This window comes from Arthrobacter sp. YD4 (assembly GCF_030410515.1).
Taxonomy (GTDB): domain Bacteria; phylum Actinomycetota; class Actinomycetes; order Actinomycetales; family Micrococcaceae; genus Arthrobacter.
Window position 1 is genome coordinate 163,580 of sequence record NZ_JAUHHD010000001.1, and the last position, 16,189, is coordinate 179,768.

11 protein-coding genes are annotated in these 16,189 nt (G+C 66.8%); 2 read left to right on the forward strand and 9 right to left on the reverse strand.

Going from position 1 to position 16,189, the window contains the following annotated elements; genetic code table 11:
- Positions 1-209 precede the first annotated feature (209 nt).
- Positions 210-1,127, forward strand: coding sequence for an SGNH/GDSL hydrolase family protein (locus tag QWJ39_RS00720; RefSeq protein ID WP_290255787.1), 918 nt, complete (start codon positions 210-212; stop codon positions 1,125-1,127).
- 115 nt (positions 1,128-1,242) lie between these two features.
- On the opposite strand, the gene QWJ39_RS00725 is transcribed toward QWJ39_RS00720, so the two are convergent.
- The 5 genes from QWJ39_RS00725 to QWJ39_RS00745 all read right to left on the reverse strand — a co-directional run bounded on the left by QWJ39_RS00725 (position 1,243) and on the right by QWJ39_RS00745 (position 8,888).
- Complete coding sequence (locus tag QWJ39_RS00725; protein ID WP_290255788.1) at positions 1,243-2,958, reverse strand: ABC transporter ATP-binding protein; 1,716 nt, start codon at positions 2,956-2,958, stop codon at positions 1,243-1,245.
- 11 nt (positions 2,959-2,969) lie between these two features.
- The gene (locus tag QWJ39_RS00730) at positions 2,970-3,962 is read right to left on the reverse strand and encodes an ABC transporter permease (RefSeq protein ID WP_290255789.1); all 993 of its coding nucleotides are present in this window, start codon (positions 3,960-3,962) and stop codon (positions 2,970-2,972) included.
- Positions 3,952-4,881, reverse strand: coding sequence for an ABC transporter permease (locus QWJ39_RS00735; RefSeq protein ID WP_290255790.1), 930 nt, complete (start codon positions 4,879-4,881; stop codon positions 3,952-3,954). Before QWJ39_RS00735 ends, QWJ39_RS00730 begins: the two co-directional genes overlap by 11 nt.
- Positions 4,882-5,136: 255 nt before the next feature.
- The gene (locus QWJ39_RS00740; RefSeq protein WP_290255791.1) at positions 5,137-6,777 is read right to left on the reverse strand and encodes an ABC transporter substrate-binding protein; all 1,641 of its coding nucleotides are present in this window, start codon (positions 6,775-6,777) and stop codon (positions 5,137-5,139) included.
- A 284-nt stretch (positions 6,778-7,061) separates the two neighbouring features.
- Entirely contained in the window at positions 7,062-8,888 is a 1,827-nt protein-coding gene (locus QWJ39_RS00745; RefSeq protein ID WP_290255792.1) for an ABC transporter ATP-binding protein, read from the reverse strand.
- A gap of 76 nt (positions 8,889-8,964) precedes the next feature.
- Here QWJ39_RS00745 and QWJ39_RS00750 point away from each other — a divergent pair, with 76 nt between their 5' ends.
- On the forward strand, positions 8,965-9,594 hold the full coding sequence (locus QWJ39_RS00750) for a PH domain-containing protein (RefSeq protein WP_290255793.1): 630 nt from the start codon (positions 8,965-8,967) through the stop codon (positions 9,592-9,594).
- 28 nt (positions 9,595-9,622) lie between these two features.
- Here QWJ39_RS00750 and QWJ39_RS00755 read toward each other — a convergent pair whose 3' ends face one another.
- The 4 genes from QWJ39_RS00755 to QWJ39_RS00770 form a co-directional block, all read right to left on the reverse strand.
- Positions 9,623-10,744, reverse strand: coding sequence for an ABC transporter permease (locus QWJ39_RS00755; RefSeq protein WP_290256469.1), 1,122 nt, complete (start codon positions 10,742-10,744; stop codon positions 9,623-9,625).
- 26 nt (positions 10,745-10,770) lie between these two features.
- The gene (locus tag QWJ39_RS00760) at positions 10,771-12,312 is read right to left on the reverse strand and encodes an ABC transporter permease (protein WP_290255794.1); all 1,542 of its coding nucleotides are present in this window, start codon (positions 12,310-12,312) and stop codon (positions 10,771-10,773) included.
- Positions 12,313-12,487: 175 nt separating this feature from the next.
- Complete coding sequence (locus QWJ39_RS00765) at positions 12,488-14,269, reverse strand: ABC transporter family substrate-binding protein (RefSeq protein WP_290255795.1); 1,782 nt, start codon at positions 14,267-14,269, stop codon at positions 12,488-12,490.
- A gap of 299 nt (positions 14,270-14,568) precedes the next feature.
- Entirely contained in the window at positions 14,569-16,179 is a 1,611-nt protein-coding gene (locus QWJ39_RS00770; RefSeq protein WP_290255796.1) for a cryptochrome/photolyase family protein, read from the reverse strand.
- Positions 16,180-16,189: the final 10 nt, after the last annotated feature.

Sequence of the window (16,189 nt, forward strand, 5' to 3'; positions counted from 1 at the left end):
CAGGGCACCTGCATCCATTCTAGCGGCTCGGGCATTTATTGGCCTAAATCGCCCGCCGGCGCGGGGATCCCCGGGCACCGGGCCCGGCGCCCGGCGACGGCGGCGGTGGCCCGTCGGCGTCGTGTCCACGTGAGGAATGTCACTGGCTTTTGGGAGCGAAGTACCGCATTATTGCCGTGGTAAAGAAAAGCAAAGCCCGGAGACCCCAGATGCGAATCGCCTCGGCTCTGACCCGCTACGCCGCACCTGTGATCGCCACCGGCGTTCTCCTGGCCGGCTGCGGGCAGGCACCCACCACTTCCTCGTCCGGCCCGGACTCACCGGCCAGCGCCAGCGCCAGCGCCCCCGCCTCCGGCGTACCCGGAAAGTCGGCGGCCCGTGCGGGTGCAGGTGCGTCCGGCGAACCGGTCGCCGCCGGCGGGCAGAAGTCCCTGCTGGCACCCCTGCCCAACCCGGCCACCATGGCCCCGGGCACGGTATACCGCAACCCGGCCAACGGCCGGGAAGAGGTCATCGTGGCCAACATCTCCCGGACCGCGCTCCTGATCGGCGACTCCCAGTCCGAACCGACCAATGGGTGGCCCCGGCAGGGCCTTTCCGCGGCCGGGTACGACGTCTTCTTCTGCGGTCTGGGCGGAACCGGCTATGTCGCGGCGAACGGGAAGACCGGCAACTACGTCGACGCCCTGCAGCGCGGGGACTGGAAGCCGCCCTACGGCGCGCCCGCCCTAATTGTGATGGAAGGCGGCGGCAACGATGCAACCCGCGGGGCCACCGACGCCCAGATCGTGGCCAACGCCGAGCGGCTGATCGCCTCCCTCAAGCAGCGCTACCCCTCCGCCCGGCTGGCGATGATCGGCACCCTGGCCCGCGGGGCGAACTACGGCGGCGGCCGCCGGACCCAGGTGGATTCGTTGCTGGGCGGCCTTGCGGCCCGGCATTCCATCCCGTTCATCAGCACCGGCGACTGGCTGACCAAGTACAACCTGACCTCGCAGATGGCCGACGGCGTGCACATGAACAGCACCGGCCACGCCGCGCTCGGTACGATCCTGGCCGGCAAACTCAAGGATCTGGGCCTCGAACTGCCCCCGCCCGGGCCCGTGACCACCGAGCCCGGCAACTAGGCAGCGGTACCGGAGGACCGGGAAGAGTTAAACAAAGGGAGCCGGTGACCCCCCCCCGGGGTGGTCAACGGCTCCCATTGTTAGTGAGGGCCCGCAGGGGCGTCCTGCCTGGAGGTCAGGCGACGTCCGGTGGGAGCATCAGCTTGGCGCCGGGGATGGCGTTCAGCAGGGCCTTCGTGTACTCCATTTGCGGCGCGTCGAAGACGTCGTCGGTCGAACCGGTCTCCACCAGCTTGCCCTTTTCCATCACGCAGACGTGGTCCGCGATCTGCCGGACCACGGCCAGGTCGTGGGTGATGAAGAGGTAAGTCAGGCCCAGCCGCGACTGCAGGTCCGCGAGCAGGTTGAGAACCTGCGCCTGGACCAGCACGTCGAGTGCGGAGACGGCTTCGTCACAGATGATGACCTCGGGATCGAGGGCCAGGGCACGGGCGATCGCGACGCGCTGGCGCTGGCCGCCAGAGAGCTCGTTCGGGTAGCGCTGCATGGTGGACTGCGGCAGGGCCACCTGGTCCAGCAGTTCGCGAACCTTCTTTTCCCGGCTGGCCTTGGTCCCGATCTTGTGGGTCCGCAGCGGTTCCTCGATGGTCCGGAAGATGTTGTACATCGGGTCGAGGGAACCGTACGGGTCCTGGAAGATCGGCTGGACGCGGCGGCGGAACGCGAAGATTTCCTTGGCGTTCAGCGTCGAGGTGTCCACGCCGTCGAACACGATCTTGCCGGAGGTGGGCTGGAGCAGGTTCAGCACCATCTGCGCCACCGTGGACTTGCCCGAGCCGGACTCCCCCACGATCGCCGTCGTCGTGCCGCGCTTGACGCTGAAGGACACGTCGTCCACCGCGGTGAAGTCGGTGGACCGGCCCAGGCCAGAGCGGAGCTTGAAGACCTTGCGGAGGTTCTCGATCTTGAGCACCTCGTCCGGCTTCGCGGCCTCGACCAGGCCTTCCTCGGCGGGGGCGAGCAGGTCCTCGGACTCGACGCCCTGCTCCTTGGCGACCTGGATCCGGCGGGACGCCAGCGACGGCGCGGAGGAGACCAGGCGCTGCGTGTACGGGTGCTGCGGGTTGCGCAGCAGTTCCAGCGACGGACCCGATTCCACCACCTGGCCGCGGTACATCACGACCACCTTGTCGGCGCGTTCGGCGGCGAGGCCGAGGTCATGGGTGATCAGTAGCACGGCGGTGCCGAGCTCGGTGGTCATCTTGTCCAGGTGGTCGAGAATCTGGCGCTGCACGGTCACGTCCAGGGCCGACGTCGGCTCATCGGCGATGAGCAGGCGCGGCTGGCAGGACAGGCCGATGGCGATCAGCGCGCGCTGGCGCATGCCGCCGGAGAACTCGTGCGGGTACTGCTTGGCGCGCCGTGCGGCGTCCGGCAGGCCCGCCTGCGAGAGGACCTTGGCGACGTCGTCGGGACCGTCGGGCAGCCCGTTGGCCTTGAGCGTCTCGCGGACCTGCTGGCCGATCTTCCAAACCGGGTTGAGGTTGGACATCGGGTCCTGCGGGACCATGCCGATGCTGTTGCCGCGCAGTTCGATCATGCGCTTCTCGCCGGCGTTGGAAATGTCCTCGCCGTCGAACAGGATCTGGCCGCCGGAGACCCGGCCGTTGGTGGGCAGCAGGCCGATCGCGGCCAGCGCGGTCGTGGACTTGCCCGAGCCGGACTCGCCCACGATCGCGACCGTTTCGCCCGGCATCACGGTGAGGTGGGCGTTGCGGACGGCGTTGACGTCGCCGCCGCCGGTCTTGAAGGTGATCGCCAGGTCCCGGATTTCCAGGAGCGGACGCACGGCGGCCGTTCCCTCTTCACGGATTTCAACAGGGGTGTTCATGGCTTCCCCTTTCATCGCTTGCGCGCTTTGGGATCGAGAGCATCACGGAGGGCGTCGCCCAGCATGATGAAGCTCAGAACGGTGATGGAGAGGGCGATGGCCGGGTAAAGCAGCGGCATCGGGTTCGAGCGCAGGGAGGCCTGCGCTGCCTGGATGTCGTTGCCCCAGGACATCACGCTGGGCGGGAGGCCGATGCCCAGGAAGGACAGCGTGGATTCGGCCACGATGAAGGTGCCCAGGGAGATGGTGGCCACGACGATGATCGGGGCCAGCGAGTTCGGCATGACGTGACGCATCAGGGCGCCGAACTTGGAGACGCCCAGGGAACGCGCGGCGGTGACGAAGTCGGCGTTACGGACCTCGATCACGGCACCGCGGGTGATGCGGGCGATCTGCGGCCAGCCGAACGCCATCAGGATCAGCACCAGGGTCCACGCGGTGCGGTTGGAGCGGAACATCGGCAGCTGCATGACGACGATCGCGCCGAGGATCAGCGGCAGCGCGAAGAAGATGTCGTTGATGCGGGCCAGGACCGCGTCAACCCAGCCGCCGTAGTAGCCGGCCAGGGCGCCCATGATGCCGCCGATGACCAGGACACCGATGGTGGTGAACAGGCCGACGGTCACGGAGGAGCGCGTGCCGTAGATGACGCGGGCGTAGACGTCGCAGCCCTGCTGGGTGAAGCCCAGCGGGTGGCCGCCGGTGGGGCCGCCGTCGGAGTTGGCCAGCTGGCAGGCCTCGGAGGTGGGGTCGATGCCGGAGAACAGTCCCGGGAAGAGGGACACGGCCACGACCACCAGGATCAGGAACGCGGAGATCAGGAACAGCGGCTGCTTGCGCAGGTTGCGCCAAGCCTCGGCCCAGAGGCTCAGGGGTGCCTGGTCCTCCTTGACCTTGTCCGTGGCCTGCAGCGGGGTCTCGGAGAAGTCGGCGACGAAGTGCTCGATGTGGCGCGGGGCGGGCATCGAAGCGTCCTGCCGTGCGGGATTGGTTTCAGGAGTCATAGCGGATCCTCGGGTCAAGCCAGGCGTAGAGCAGGTCAACGAGCAGGTTGGAGAGGCAGTAGATCAGCACCAGGACGGTGACGATCGAGACCACCGTGGGTCCCTCGCCGGAGAGCACGGCCCGGTAGAGCCGGTTGCCGACGCCGGGCACGTTGAAGATGCCTTCGGTGACGATCGCACCGCCCATCAGGCTGCCCAGGTCCGCGCCCAGGAAGGTGATGACGGGGATCAGGGAGTTGCGCAGGATGTGCACGCGGACCACGCGGAACCGGGACAGGCCCTTAGCGGTGGCGGTGCGCACGTAGTCGGCGTTCATGTTCTCGATCACCGAGGTGCGGGTCAGGCGCAGCACGTACGCGAAGGAGCCCAGACCCAGCACGATCGCGGGCAGGATCAGGTCCTGCACCGTGGCCGCGGAACTGACCGTGGGCTTGGCCCAGCCGAGCTGGACGCCGATGGTGAACTGCAGCAGGAAGCCAAGGACGAAGATCGGGATGCCGATGACGATCAGGGACGCCACGAGGACGGTCGCGTCAAAGAGCTTGCCCTTCCGCAGGCCGGCGATCAGGCCGAAGATGATGCCGAAGACGGCCTCGAAGATCAGCGCCATGATGGCCAGGCGGGCGGTAACCGGAAACACCTCGCCCAGCACGGCGGCGATGGGACGGCCGGAGAAGTCCTGGCCGAGGTCGAAGGTGAAGATGCTCTTGAGGTAGAGCAGGTATTGGATCCAGAACGGCTGGTCCAGGTGGTACTGCGCGCGGAGCTTCGCGGCGACGGCCTCGTTGACCGGCTTGTCGCCGAAGAGGGCGACGATCGGGTCACCGGGGAGGCTGAAGACCAGGAAGTAGACCAGCAGCGTTGCGCCCAGGAAGACGGGGATCAGTTGGAGAAAACGCTTGAGGATGTAGGTCGCCATCAGCGAAGCACACCCTTGTCAGCAGGCATCCGGTCCAGGGATGCGGCGGAGTTGTTCATCGAAGAACCTTTTCACTTTGGACTGCAGCCCGGCGCCGGGTCGGTCACGGAGGACGGGCTGCAGAGTTCACCCGAGGCGGTGGCCGTCAGGGCGGACTGTCAGGGAGAACTTGCGGGGATCTGTCCGGAAAACAGAGTGGAAGCAGAACAACGGCGGAGGCCCCAATCCAGGCAGCCCCCGCCGTCGTTCAGTTATTTACTTGCCGCTGATGTTGTAGTACAGCGGGACGCCGTCCCAGCCGTAGTCAACGTTGGTGACCTTGTCGCTCCAGCCGCCCTGGGCAACCTGGTACCACAGGGGGATGGCCGGAAGGTCGGTCAGGAGGATTTCCTGAGCCTTGTTCATGGCCTTGTTGCCGTCGGCGACGGTGGAGGCGTTCAGGCCGTCGGAGATGGCCTTGTCGAACGTCGGGTTCGCGTACTTCGCGTCGTTGGAGCCGGCACCGGTCTTGTAGATCGGGCCGAGGAAGTTGTACAGCGACGGGTAGTCGGCCTGCCAGCCGGCGCGGATGGCACCGGTCAGGGTCTTGGCGGTGGCGTCGTTGCGGGCTTCCTTGAACGTGGCGTAGGGCTTGCCCTCAACCTTGATGCCGAGGGTGTTCTTCAGCTGGTTCACAACAGCCTCAACCCATGCCTTGTGGCCGCCCTTGTCGGCGTTGTAGGCGATGGTGAAGGTCTTGTCAGCGTCCCACTTCTGGATCGCGTCGGCCTTGGCCCAGGCGTCCTTGGCCTTGGTGGCGTCGAACTTCAGGTTGTCCGAACCCGGGATCGAGTCGCTGTAGCCGTCCAGCACGGGGGCGGTGAAGTCCTTGGCGGGCTGGCGTGCACCGTTGAAGATGACCTTGGTGATCTCATCGCGGTTGATCGCCATGGAGATGGCCTGGCGGCGCAGCTTGCCGGCCTCGCCGCTCCACTCCGGCAGGTATTCCGGGATGGCGATGGTCTGGTTGCCGGCGTACGGCTTGTTGATGGTGCGGTCACCCAGGTCGGACTTGTAGTTCTTCAGGGCGCTCGTCGGGATGGTCTGCAGGATGTCCAGGTTGTTGGACAGCAGGTCCTGGTACGCGGCGTCGTCGTTCTGGTAGATCTTGAACGTCACGCCGGCGTTCTTGGCCTTGCGCGGGCCGTTGTAGTCCGGGTTCGGGACCAGCTGGATCTGCACGTTGTGCTGCCAGCCGCCGTCCGCCATCTTGTACGGGCCGTTGCCGACCGGCTTCTCGCCGAAGCCCTTCGGGTCCTTCAGGGCACCGGACGGGACCGGCACGAAGGCGGTGTAGCCCAGGCGCAGCGGCCAGTCGGATTCCGGCTGGGAGAGTTCAACGGTGAAGGTCTGGTCGTCAACGACCTTCAGGCCGGACATGGTCTCGACCGTGGAGCCTTCCTTGCTGGCCTCGTCGTAGCCCTTGATGGACTCGAAGAAGCCACCGCTGAGCTGTGCGTTCTTCGCGGCGGCACCGAAGTTCCAGGAGTCAACGAAGGTCTTGGCCGTGATGGCCTCGCCGTTGGTGAACTTCTGGTCCTTCTTGATCTTGATCGTGAAGTGCTGGCCGTCCTTGCCCTCGATGGACTCAGCCAGTTCGTTCACGGGCTTGCCGTTGGGGTCGTAGCTGACCAGACCGGAGAACATCATGTCGATGACCTTGCCGCCGCCAACTTCATTGGTGTCGGCGGGCATCAGCGGACGCTGGGGCTCGGAACCGTCAGCAATGATGACCTTGCTGGTGTCGCCACCGGTGCTGCCGCCGGCGGTGTTGGAACCGCCGCCGCCGCAACCGGTCAGGGTCATGGCAGCGATAGCCACCAGGCCCAGTGCTTTGGAAGTGCGCGAAAAACGCATTCCTCCTCCTAAGAGTTGTGGGAGTTCTGCGGGAGAGACTTGTGCTTCCCGGCAGGCGCGGGCACAGGGATATCCCTGTGACGTGGCCTACATATGGAAGTAGCCTAACCGCAAGATGTCCAGATCATGGAACTCCGTTGCCAAACCGTGACTCGACAGCACTGTGACGGCTAGCGTCAAGCGCAACGTATTTCAAGTCACAGATTACTGGCTGGTAGGATACGTGCCCGCTTCTCCCGTTCCTCCTGGATTCCCTCCCTGTTGCCTCTCTCCGAGCCCCTCTCCTAGCTGGCGCCCGAGAGCAGCTGGGCCCGCAGCTCGCGCCGCTCCCGCTGCTTCTCCGGGTCCGGCAGCGGCACGGCGGCCAGCAGGCGCTGGGTGTACGGCTCCTGGGGGTTCCTCAGGATCTGGTCGCGGCTGCCCTGTTCGACGATCCGGCCCCGCTGCATCACGCAGATGCGGTCGGCGAGGACATCGACGACGGCGAGGTCGTGGGTGACGAAGAGGCAGGCGAAGCCGAGTTCCTTCTGCAGGTTCTGGAACAGCTCCAGCACCTTGGCCTGGACCGAGACGTCGAGGGCGGAGGTGGGTTCGTCGGCCACCATCAGCTTTGGCTTCAGGGAGAGGGCCCGGGCGATGCCGACGCGCTGCTTCTGGCCGCCCGAGAGTTCGTGCGGGTAGCGGTTGCGGTAGTTGCGCGGCAGCTCCACCTGGTCCAGCAGCGCCTCGATCCGGGTTTGCAGCTCGGCACCCTTCGCGACGCCGGCCAGGAACATCGGCTCGCCGATGCTCTCGCCGATGGGCAGGCGGGGGTTCAGCGAGGAGGACGGGTCCTGGAAGACCATGCCCACGTGGCGGCGCATCTCGTGCAGCTGCCGGCCGTTGCGCTTGGCGGCGGAGATGTCCTGCCCCACCACCTTCATGGTGCCGGCCGCGACGGGCAGCAGGCCGACGGCGGCGCGTCCGATGGTGGTCTTGCCGGAGCCCGACTCCCCCACCAGGCCGACGACCTGGCCCGGGTAGATCGCCAGGTTGGCGCCCTCCACCGCGCGGAAGGCCGGCACCCGGCCCTGCTTGGGGTATTCGATCGCGACGTCGGTCAGTTCCAGGACCGGGTCGCCCTGCGGCTTGGCGGTCTCCGCGGCGGCGGCGAGGGCCGCGGCGTTGGCCCGTTCCCGGCGGAGAAGTTCCTCGTGCGGGATGGCCTCGAGGTCGGCCTGGGTGGCGGCGGCGAGGGCCGCGGTGACGTCGACGTCACCGTCGGCCTCCCCGCCCTGGCCCAGGTGCGGCACGGCGTCCAGGAGCGCCTTGGTGTACTCGTGCTTCGGGTTGTGGAAGATCTCCGCCGCCGTGCCGGTCTCCACAATCACGCCGCGGCGCATGACCGCGATCCGGTCCGCGAGGTCGGCGACGACGCCCATGTCGTGGGTGATCAGGACGATCGCGCTGTCGAGCTTGTTACGGAGGTTCCGCATCAGGTCCAGGATTTCGGCCTGGACGGTGACGTCGAGGGCCGTGGTGGGCTCGTCGGCGATCAGCAGCTTGGGGTCGCAGGAGAGCGATTGGGCGATCATGGCGCGTTGCCGCTGGCCGCCGGAGAGCTGGTGCGGGTAGGAGCGGAAGGCCTTCTCCGGATCCGGCAGCTCCACCAGCTCGAGCATCCGAAGCGCCCGTTCCCTGGCCTGGTCCGGGGAGACCTCGTTGTGCAGCCGGATGGTTTCCACGATCTGCGCCCCGACGGTGTAGACCGGGTTCAGTGCGGTCATCGGCTCCTGGAAGATGACGGCGACGTCCTTGCCGCGGACGGCCCTGATGTTGGCCTCGCTGCCGCCGAGGAGTTCCTTGCCGGCCAGCTTGACGCTGCCGCTGACGCGGCTGTTGCTCGGCAGCAGGCCCAGCAGCGCCATGGAGCTGGCGCTCTTGCCGGAGCCGGACTCGCCGACGATTGCCAGGACCTCGCCGGCCCGGACCTCGTAGTTCAGCCGGATGGCGGCCGGGACCCATTTCTTGTCCACGCCGAAGTCGACGCTGAGGTCGCGGACCTCCAGGACGACGTCGCCCTTGCCGGGGGCGGAGGGCTGCGCCGGGTCCACGGTGATGAAGTCAGTCATGATGGGGTGTTCCTTCCGCCGGGCCGCCGCACCGGGAATTTAGTGCGTTCGGCCGGAATGCTGAAATATGGGGGGCATGAGCACAGTGCCCGATGCCGGTAACGTCGAAATCTTCAAGGCCCGGACCAACAAATGGTTCGCCGGCCTGGCCTGGGGTGTGGGGCTGCTGGGCCTGGTCGTGACGGTGGCCTCGGCCGGTCCCGCGGGGCTGCTGGGCACCGCTCCCCTGCTGCTGGTGGCCTTCCTGGGCTGGCAGTTCTTTTGGCTTCCCGCCGTCGTGGTGCACGACGGCGGGGTCACCCTGGAGAACCCGTTCCGGTCCGTCGAGGTGCCGTGGGCGGCGCTGGTCCACGTGGACACCCGCTACGCCCTGACGCTCGTGACGGCACAAAAGAGCTACGCCGCATGGGCAGCCCCCGCGCCGGGCATCTGGGGCGGCCGCAACGCCCGCCCCGAGGACCTGCGCGGGCTGCCGGACACCAGCTACGGCCCGGGCAACTCGGTGCGCCCGGGAGACCTGAAGACCACCGACTCGGGCCAGGCCGCCCGGCTGGTGCGCAGCCGCTGGCAGGCCCTGGTGGAGAGCGGCGCCCTGGCCGCCGGCGAGGCCGCCACCACCGCGGTGTCCGTGACCCCGCGGTGGGCGGCGATCGCCGTCGCCGTGCTGCTGCTGGCGGCCAGCGTCTGGACCGTCGCCGCCGTCTAGCCTGCGGCCCGGGTTCGGGGCTGTCACCTTAGTCGTCCTTGGTGCCATCGAAGGCGGTGACCGCGGACTTTTCCGCTGCCGGCGAGGCACCCGCTGCAGCGGGAGAACCGGCGGGGGTGCCCGCGGCGGCATCGGCTTCGCGGGCCTTCTTGGCGTTGAACTTCTTCTGCCGCGGGTCGAAGGCATCCCGCAGCCCGTCGCCGATGAAGTTGATGCTCAGGCAGATCAGCACGATGAACAGGCCGGGGAACCAGAACAGCCAAGGCCGGGTGGCGAAGGCCTGCTGGTTCTGCGAGATGAGCAGGCCCAGGGACGTGTCTGGGGCCTTGACCCCGACGCCCAGGAAGCTCAGCGCGGTCTCGGTGAGGATGGCCGCGGACATGGTCAGGGTGACGTTGACGATCAGGACGCCGACGGCGTTGGGCAGGATGTGCTTGAAGATGATCCGGGCGTTGCTGGCACCGGAGATCCGGGCGGCGTCGACGAATTCGCGTTCCCGCAGGGACAGGAACTCGCCGCGCATGAGCCGGGCGAGGCTGACCCAACTGATCAGGCCGAGGAAGATGCCCAGGGCCAGGACGCCGTTGCTGCTGGCGAAGGAAGCGAACCAGCTGCCGGAGTCACGCCGGCCGGCCATCTGCGCCATGACCGCCGCGAGCAGCAGCGCCGGGATGATGATGATGACGTCGGTGAGGCGCATCAGGATGGCCTCGGCCCAGCCGCGGAAGTAGCCGGAAATCGCCCCGACCAGGACGCCGAGCAGGCCGGCGATCAGGCCGATGACCACCATGACGGTGATGGACTGCTGCGCTCCGCGCATGGTCATGGCGAACAGGTCGCGGCCGATCCGGTCCTGGCCGAAGGGGTGCTCGCCCCAAGCCAGCGGCCAGAGCGAGGAGGTGGGGGCGCCGTCGTTGACCAGGGCGGAGACCTGCTCGTGGTTGTACTTCCACCAGCCCGGGATGCCGAGGTAGCCCACGGAGGTGAAGGCCATCAGAAAGATGATGGCGAAGACCACCAGGCCGATGATCGCGCCGGTGTGGCCGAGGAAGCGCTTGCGTACGATCTGGCCCTGGCTCAGGCCCTTGGCCTCGAGGACGGGTTCTATGCCGGCCGCGGGGGCACCCTTGAGGGCCGCGTCCTCGGCCATGATTTCGTCTTGCTGGCTTGGCTGGCTCATGCTTTTACCCTTACGCGCGGATCAAGTGCGGAGTAGGCGAGGTCCGCAATGAGGTTGAAACCCATGGCCGTGATGGCCACACAGACGAAGACGCCCATGACCGGGTTGGGATCGGTGTGGGAGATGCCGTCCAGGAACAGGAAGCCCATGCCGCGCACCGAGAACACGGATTCGGTGATGACGGCGCCGCCGATCAGGCCGCCGATGTCGAAGGCCACGATGGTGGCGATGGGGATCAGGGCGTTCCGGAAGGCGTGCCGCATGACCACTGTCCGTTCCGAGACGCCCTTGGCGCGGGCGGTGCGGATGTAGTCCATGTTCATGATTTCCAGCATCGAGGCCCGGGTGAAGCGGGTGTAGCTGGCCAGAGAGATGAGGATCAGGGCCATGGTGGGCAGGATCAGGTGGGTGAAGGAGTCAAGGCCCAGGATCCAGAAGTCGCCCTCGATGTTGGGGGTGCCGGCGCCGATCGTGGCGATCGGGCGGCCGCGGACGCGGCTGTTGTCGAAGTAGCTCGGCCAGGCCTGCATGAACCGGTCCAGCAGGATCATTCCGCCGACCAGGAACGAGGTGATCGCGGCGGCGCGCATGGACTGGCCGCGGTCGTAGCCGCCCATCAGGTAGCCGATGCCCAGGCCCACCAGGACGGCGGCGACGGCCAGCAGCACGATCATCAGGAAGGTCGCCTGGTCCAGCAGCGGCTGGACCACGAAGTAGAGGACGACGCCGACGGCGACGGCGATCAGCGAGGATTGCAGCGCCTTGCGGTTTTTCAGGCCCGCGGAGAGCAGGGTGACGGCGAAGGCGATGCCGACGCCCGCGATGGCGATCACCACTGGTCCGAGGCCCGGGTTCTTGAACCAGAGGGTCGCGGAGAAGTAGATCAGGACGGCGCTGACGAAGGCAAAGACGACGGCGCCGACGGTGAGCCGCCGCCGCAGTGCGCCGCCGGCGGCGACGGCGACGATTACGCCGAGCACCAGGCCGATGGCCAAAGCTACGGGGAGCGGGACGTCGGGGTCCCTTAGGAAGTTGTTGAAGCCGATGGCGCCGAATTCCTTGAGCAGGACGGCGACCCAGAAGATCGGCAGCGAGAAGAACAGGAACGCCATGAAGGTGACGCCGTAGTCCAGGGCGCTGTACTGGCGCAGGGCGGTGATGATGCCAAGTGTGATGCCGATCAGGATGGCCAGGATCGTGGCACCGGTGACCAGGGTCAGGGTCTGGATCAGGGCGTGGCCGAGGGCGTCCGTGACGGGCTGCCCGGCGATGTTCTTGCCCAAGTCGCAGGAGTTGGCGAACGGCACCAGGCACTGGGCCGCTCCGCCGAGCCAGCGGAAGTAGCGCACCGGGGCGGGGACGTCCAGCTGCAGCAGCTGCGTCCGGGCATCCATCAGGGCCTGTTTCTGCGGGGAGTTATTGACCCGGAATTCCTCCAGGGGGTCTCCGGACGCCGCCGTCAGGAGGTAGACCAGGAAGGAAGCGCCGAGAAGGATGAGGGCGGCCGTCATGAGCCGCCGGACTACGTAAGTCACCATGGGAGTACAACCTCGGTATTCAGGTCCTGGGATTGCCGGGACCGGTTGCTGGGTTCGCGCCGGCTGCGGGGATACGGCGGGCCAAACCTCTGTGGGGTGCCGCTAGAAAGGCGTCGGGACCGTGGAGCCTTGGTCCCGACGCCTTTCGCCAGCACGTGTTACTTGCGGTCGTCGGCTACTTCTGAGCCCACTCCCAGAAGTTCCACCAGACGCCGGTCTGGTTCGGCATGTACTTCACACCGGTGATGCGGTCGGAGTAGGCGTCAACGCCCACTGCCTGGAACAGCGGCAGACCGTACGCGGAATCCCAGATCTTCTTGTCGATCTGCTGGATGAGGCCGTCCTGCTTGCTCTTGTCGGTGGTGACGATCAGCTCGTCCATCAACTTGTCAGCATCCTTGTCGGAGAACTTGTTGAAGTTGGAGTCGTTGCCGGTCTTGAAGATCTGCGGGACGCCGGAAACGCCGACACCCGGGTTGATCCAGCCGAAGATGGTGGCGTCGTAGCCACCCTTGCCCAGGGCCTTGCCCCAGTCGGACTTGCCGAGACCGCCGTCGACGATCTTGAAGCCGGCCTTGGCGGCGGACTCGCGGATCAGGGAGAAGGCGTCAACGCGGTTGGGGTTGTCCTTGTTGTACATGATGCGGACTTCGGGGGTGGCACCGTTGAGCAGCTTCTTGGCGCCGTCGATGTCGACGTCCTGGTACGCGGAGGAGCCGTTGTTCTTGACCGAGTCGGCGTAGGCGGCCTGGTCCGGAACGAACAGCTGGGAGTCAAGCGGCTTGGCCTTGTCGTCCAGCTTCTTGACGATCTTGTCGACGATGTCCTTGCGCGGGACGGTCTTCATGAACGCCTCGCGGACGTTCTTGTCCGCGAACGGGCCGCTGTAGTTCAGGTCGATGTGATCGTAGGAGAGCTGGTTGCCCTGGTCGACGGTCACGCCTTGGCTCTGCAGCGCCTTGAGCTGGTCCACCGTGTCGGCGGAGGCCTGCGGGGCGATGATGTCCGCCTCGCCGTTCTTCAGCGCCTGGACCTGGGCGGCGGAGTCACCGATGTAGCGGACGGTGATTTCGTCCAGCTTGGCGTCCGGGCCCCAGTTGTAGTCCTTATTCTTGACCATGGTCAAGGACTGGTCCTGGTTGATGGTCTTGACGACGTACGGGCCATTGGAGAGGAAGAGCTCCGGGTCGGCCGGCAGGGTCTTGGTGTCGAAGCCGGTGTTCCAGAGGTCCGACATGGCCTTGAGCTGCGCATTGGCGGGCTTCGGGGCCTTGGAGTCGCCGCGGGGCATGCCCTTGAGCAGGCTCACGAACGCCTTGGCGTCGGCCAGGCCGGCCTTCTTGGCCAGGACGTGCGCGGGGATGTCGATGCCCGGGCCGCCGAGGGCGATTTCCCAGTCGGCGAACGGCTTGGAGTACTTGATGGTCATCGACTTGCCGTCGTCGCTCAGCTCCGGGAAGTCGGTGAGCGCCAGGCCGGTGGGGTCACCGGCGTAGGAGAAGTAGGAGGTACCGGTCTTCGCATCGGCGTCTGCGTCGTTGTAGTAGCCGGAGAAGGCCGCCCACTGCAGCAGGAGGTCGGCGGTGGTGACGGGGGTGCCGTCGGACCACTTCACGCCGTCGTTGATGGTGTATTTCACCGTCAGCGGGTTATCGGAGGTCTTCTCCATCTTGCCGAACTTTTCGTTGCGGACAACGTTCAGCTTGTTATCGATGTAGTAGAAGCCCGAGTGGGTGGCGTAGCTGACCTTCGAGTTGATGTCAGTGTTGCCGTCGGCGGTGTTCGGGTTGAACGTGTTGAACGCGTTAACCTCGACGACCGTTGCCGATCCGCCGGTTTTGCCTGCCGCGGCTGACGACGACGGGGTTGACCCGCCGCTGTTGCCGGCGCAGGCGCTGAGTGCGAGTGCAGCTGCCGCTGCCACCCCCACCGCTTTGGAAATACGACCGAAGCGCATTCCGCCTCCTTGTTTCTGTGGTGTGGATGAGACCTGCGCCAACGGCACCGGCCAGACGCCCACACTCCCCCAGCGGCAGTGTGGTTCGTCTCACATGGCATGAACTGTAAACCCGGGATAGGGCGGAATGGTGGGAAATTCGGACAGCACTATCGTTCGTTATCGAGCTGTAACAAACTATGATTCCGCCGTGTAAATTTTGTGAAAATTCGTTGACGAATACGTTACCGGGGGCTATTGACGGCCCGGCAGAAATCCGCTTGACGGCGCCCGCACGAGCTCTCCCAGTTAAGCGGTAATTACCGGGCTCCCCGTGAAGTGAGCCGGTTCCCCGGATTGCCGCCCGCCAGCAGGGCCTCCGCGCGGCTCCGGTGGCGGGCCCGGGTCTCCGGATCCATCCCGTCCAGCAACGAGACGACCACCCGCGACCGTGGGTTCGCGGCGAACACCTCCCGGTGGTCCGCGATGAACGACCAGTACAGCCCGTCCCAGTCCGCGGCCCACTCTCCCGGCGGGAGGTCCGACATCTTCTTCAGGTAGTTACTGCCGGAGACGTAGGGCTTGGTGGTGATGGCGTCCCCGGCCGCGAACTGGCTCATGGCGTAGACGTTGGGGACCATCACCCAGTCGTAGGCGTCGATGAACAGTTCCATGAACCACTCGTAGACGGCATCCGGGTGGATGCGCAGCAGGGACATGGCGTTGCCGAGGACCATCAGCCGTTCGATGTGGTGGGCGTAGCCGGTGGCCAGGACGCGGGAGATCACCAGGTCCACCGGCGCCAGGCCGGTGCCCGCGTCCCACCAGCCCTCACCCAGTTCATTCCGATGGCCCAGCCGGTTTGCGCTGCGCAGGGCACGGCCGCCGGTGCGGTAGGTGGCGCGCATGTATTCGCGCCAGCCGATGACCTGCCGGATAAAGCCTTCCACCGAGGCCAGGGGCGTAGCCTCTGTGGCTCCGTCCAGGACAGCCTCGACCACCTCCCGTGGGTCCAGCAGGCCGATGTTCAGGGCCGGGGTGAGCAGGCCGTGGGCGATGAACGGGTGGCCGGCGGAGATGGCGTCCTCGTAGGGGCCGAAGTCGTTCAGCCGGTCCCGGACGAATTCACGCAGATGGTCCCGGGCCTCCCCGGCGCTGGTGGGCCAGGCGAAAAGCTTCGGGTCCCCTGGGGCGTCCGGGAACTCCCTGGCCACCCAGTCGATCGCGTCGGCGACGTCGCGGTGCTGGCCGGCCTGCGGGCCCCCGTCGAGCTGTTCCGTCGCGGGTCCGTCCAGTCCCGTCAGGTCGAAGCTGCCCTGCGGCTCGACGGCGGGATGGCCGGCGAACCGGCCCACCGCGGCGGGGGTATAGCCGCGCGGCAGCTTCTTGCGGTTCTCCGCGTCGAAGGACCACTTGCCGCCCACGGGCCGACCACCCTCCATCAGGAGGTCCAGCCTGCGGCGCTGCCACACATAGAAGTCGTGCATGCGTGCGGTTTTCCCGGCAAACCAGTTGTCGATGTCCCGGCGGCTGGTGAGGAAGTTCGGGGTCTCCAGCACGTCGGCCACGCGCGGCCGGTAGCCGCCGTCGTTCAGCGCGGCGCCCAGGTCCCGCTCCAGCCAGTCGTCGACGACGTCGAACCACGTCACCCGGGACGGGCGGCGGCTGCGGACCAGCTCGGCCAGCTGATCGCCGGAGGGCCGCCCGGCGTCGCTGGCCAGGACCTCCACCTCGAAGCCGCGGCCGCGCAGCCGGCGGGCGAATCGGGTCATCGTGGCCCGGTGCAACACCAGCTTCTGGGCATGGAACGAGTACTGGCGGAACATCAGATCGTGCTCGATCAGTACGAACACGGTGCCGGCCGCCGCGTCCAGGTGCTGGTCGAACAGCTGGTGCGGGAGGACAAGGCGCAGTTCCGGGCCGGGGCTCATGACCCAACGA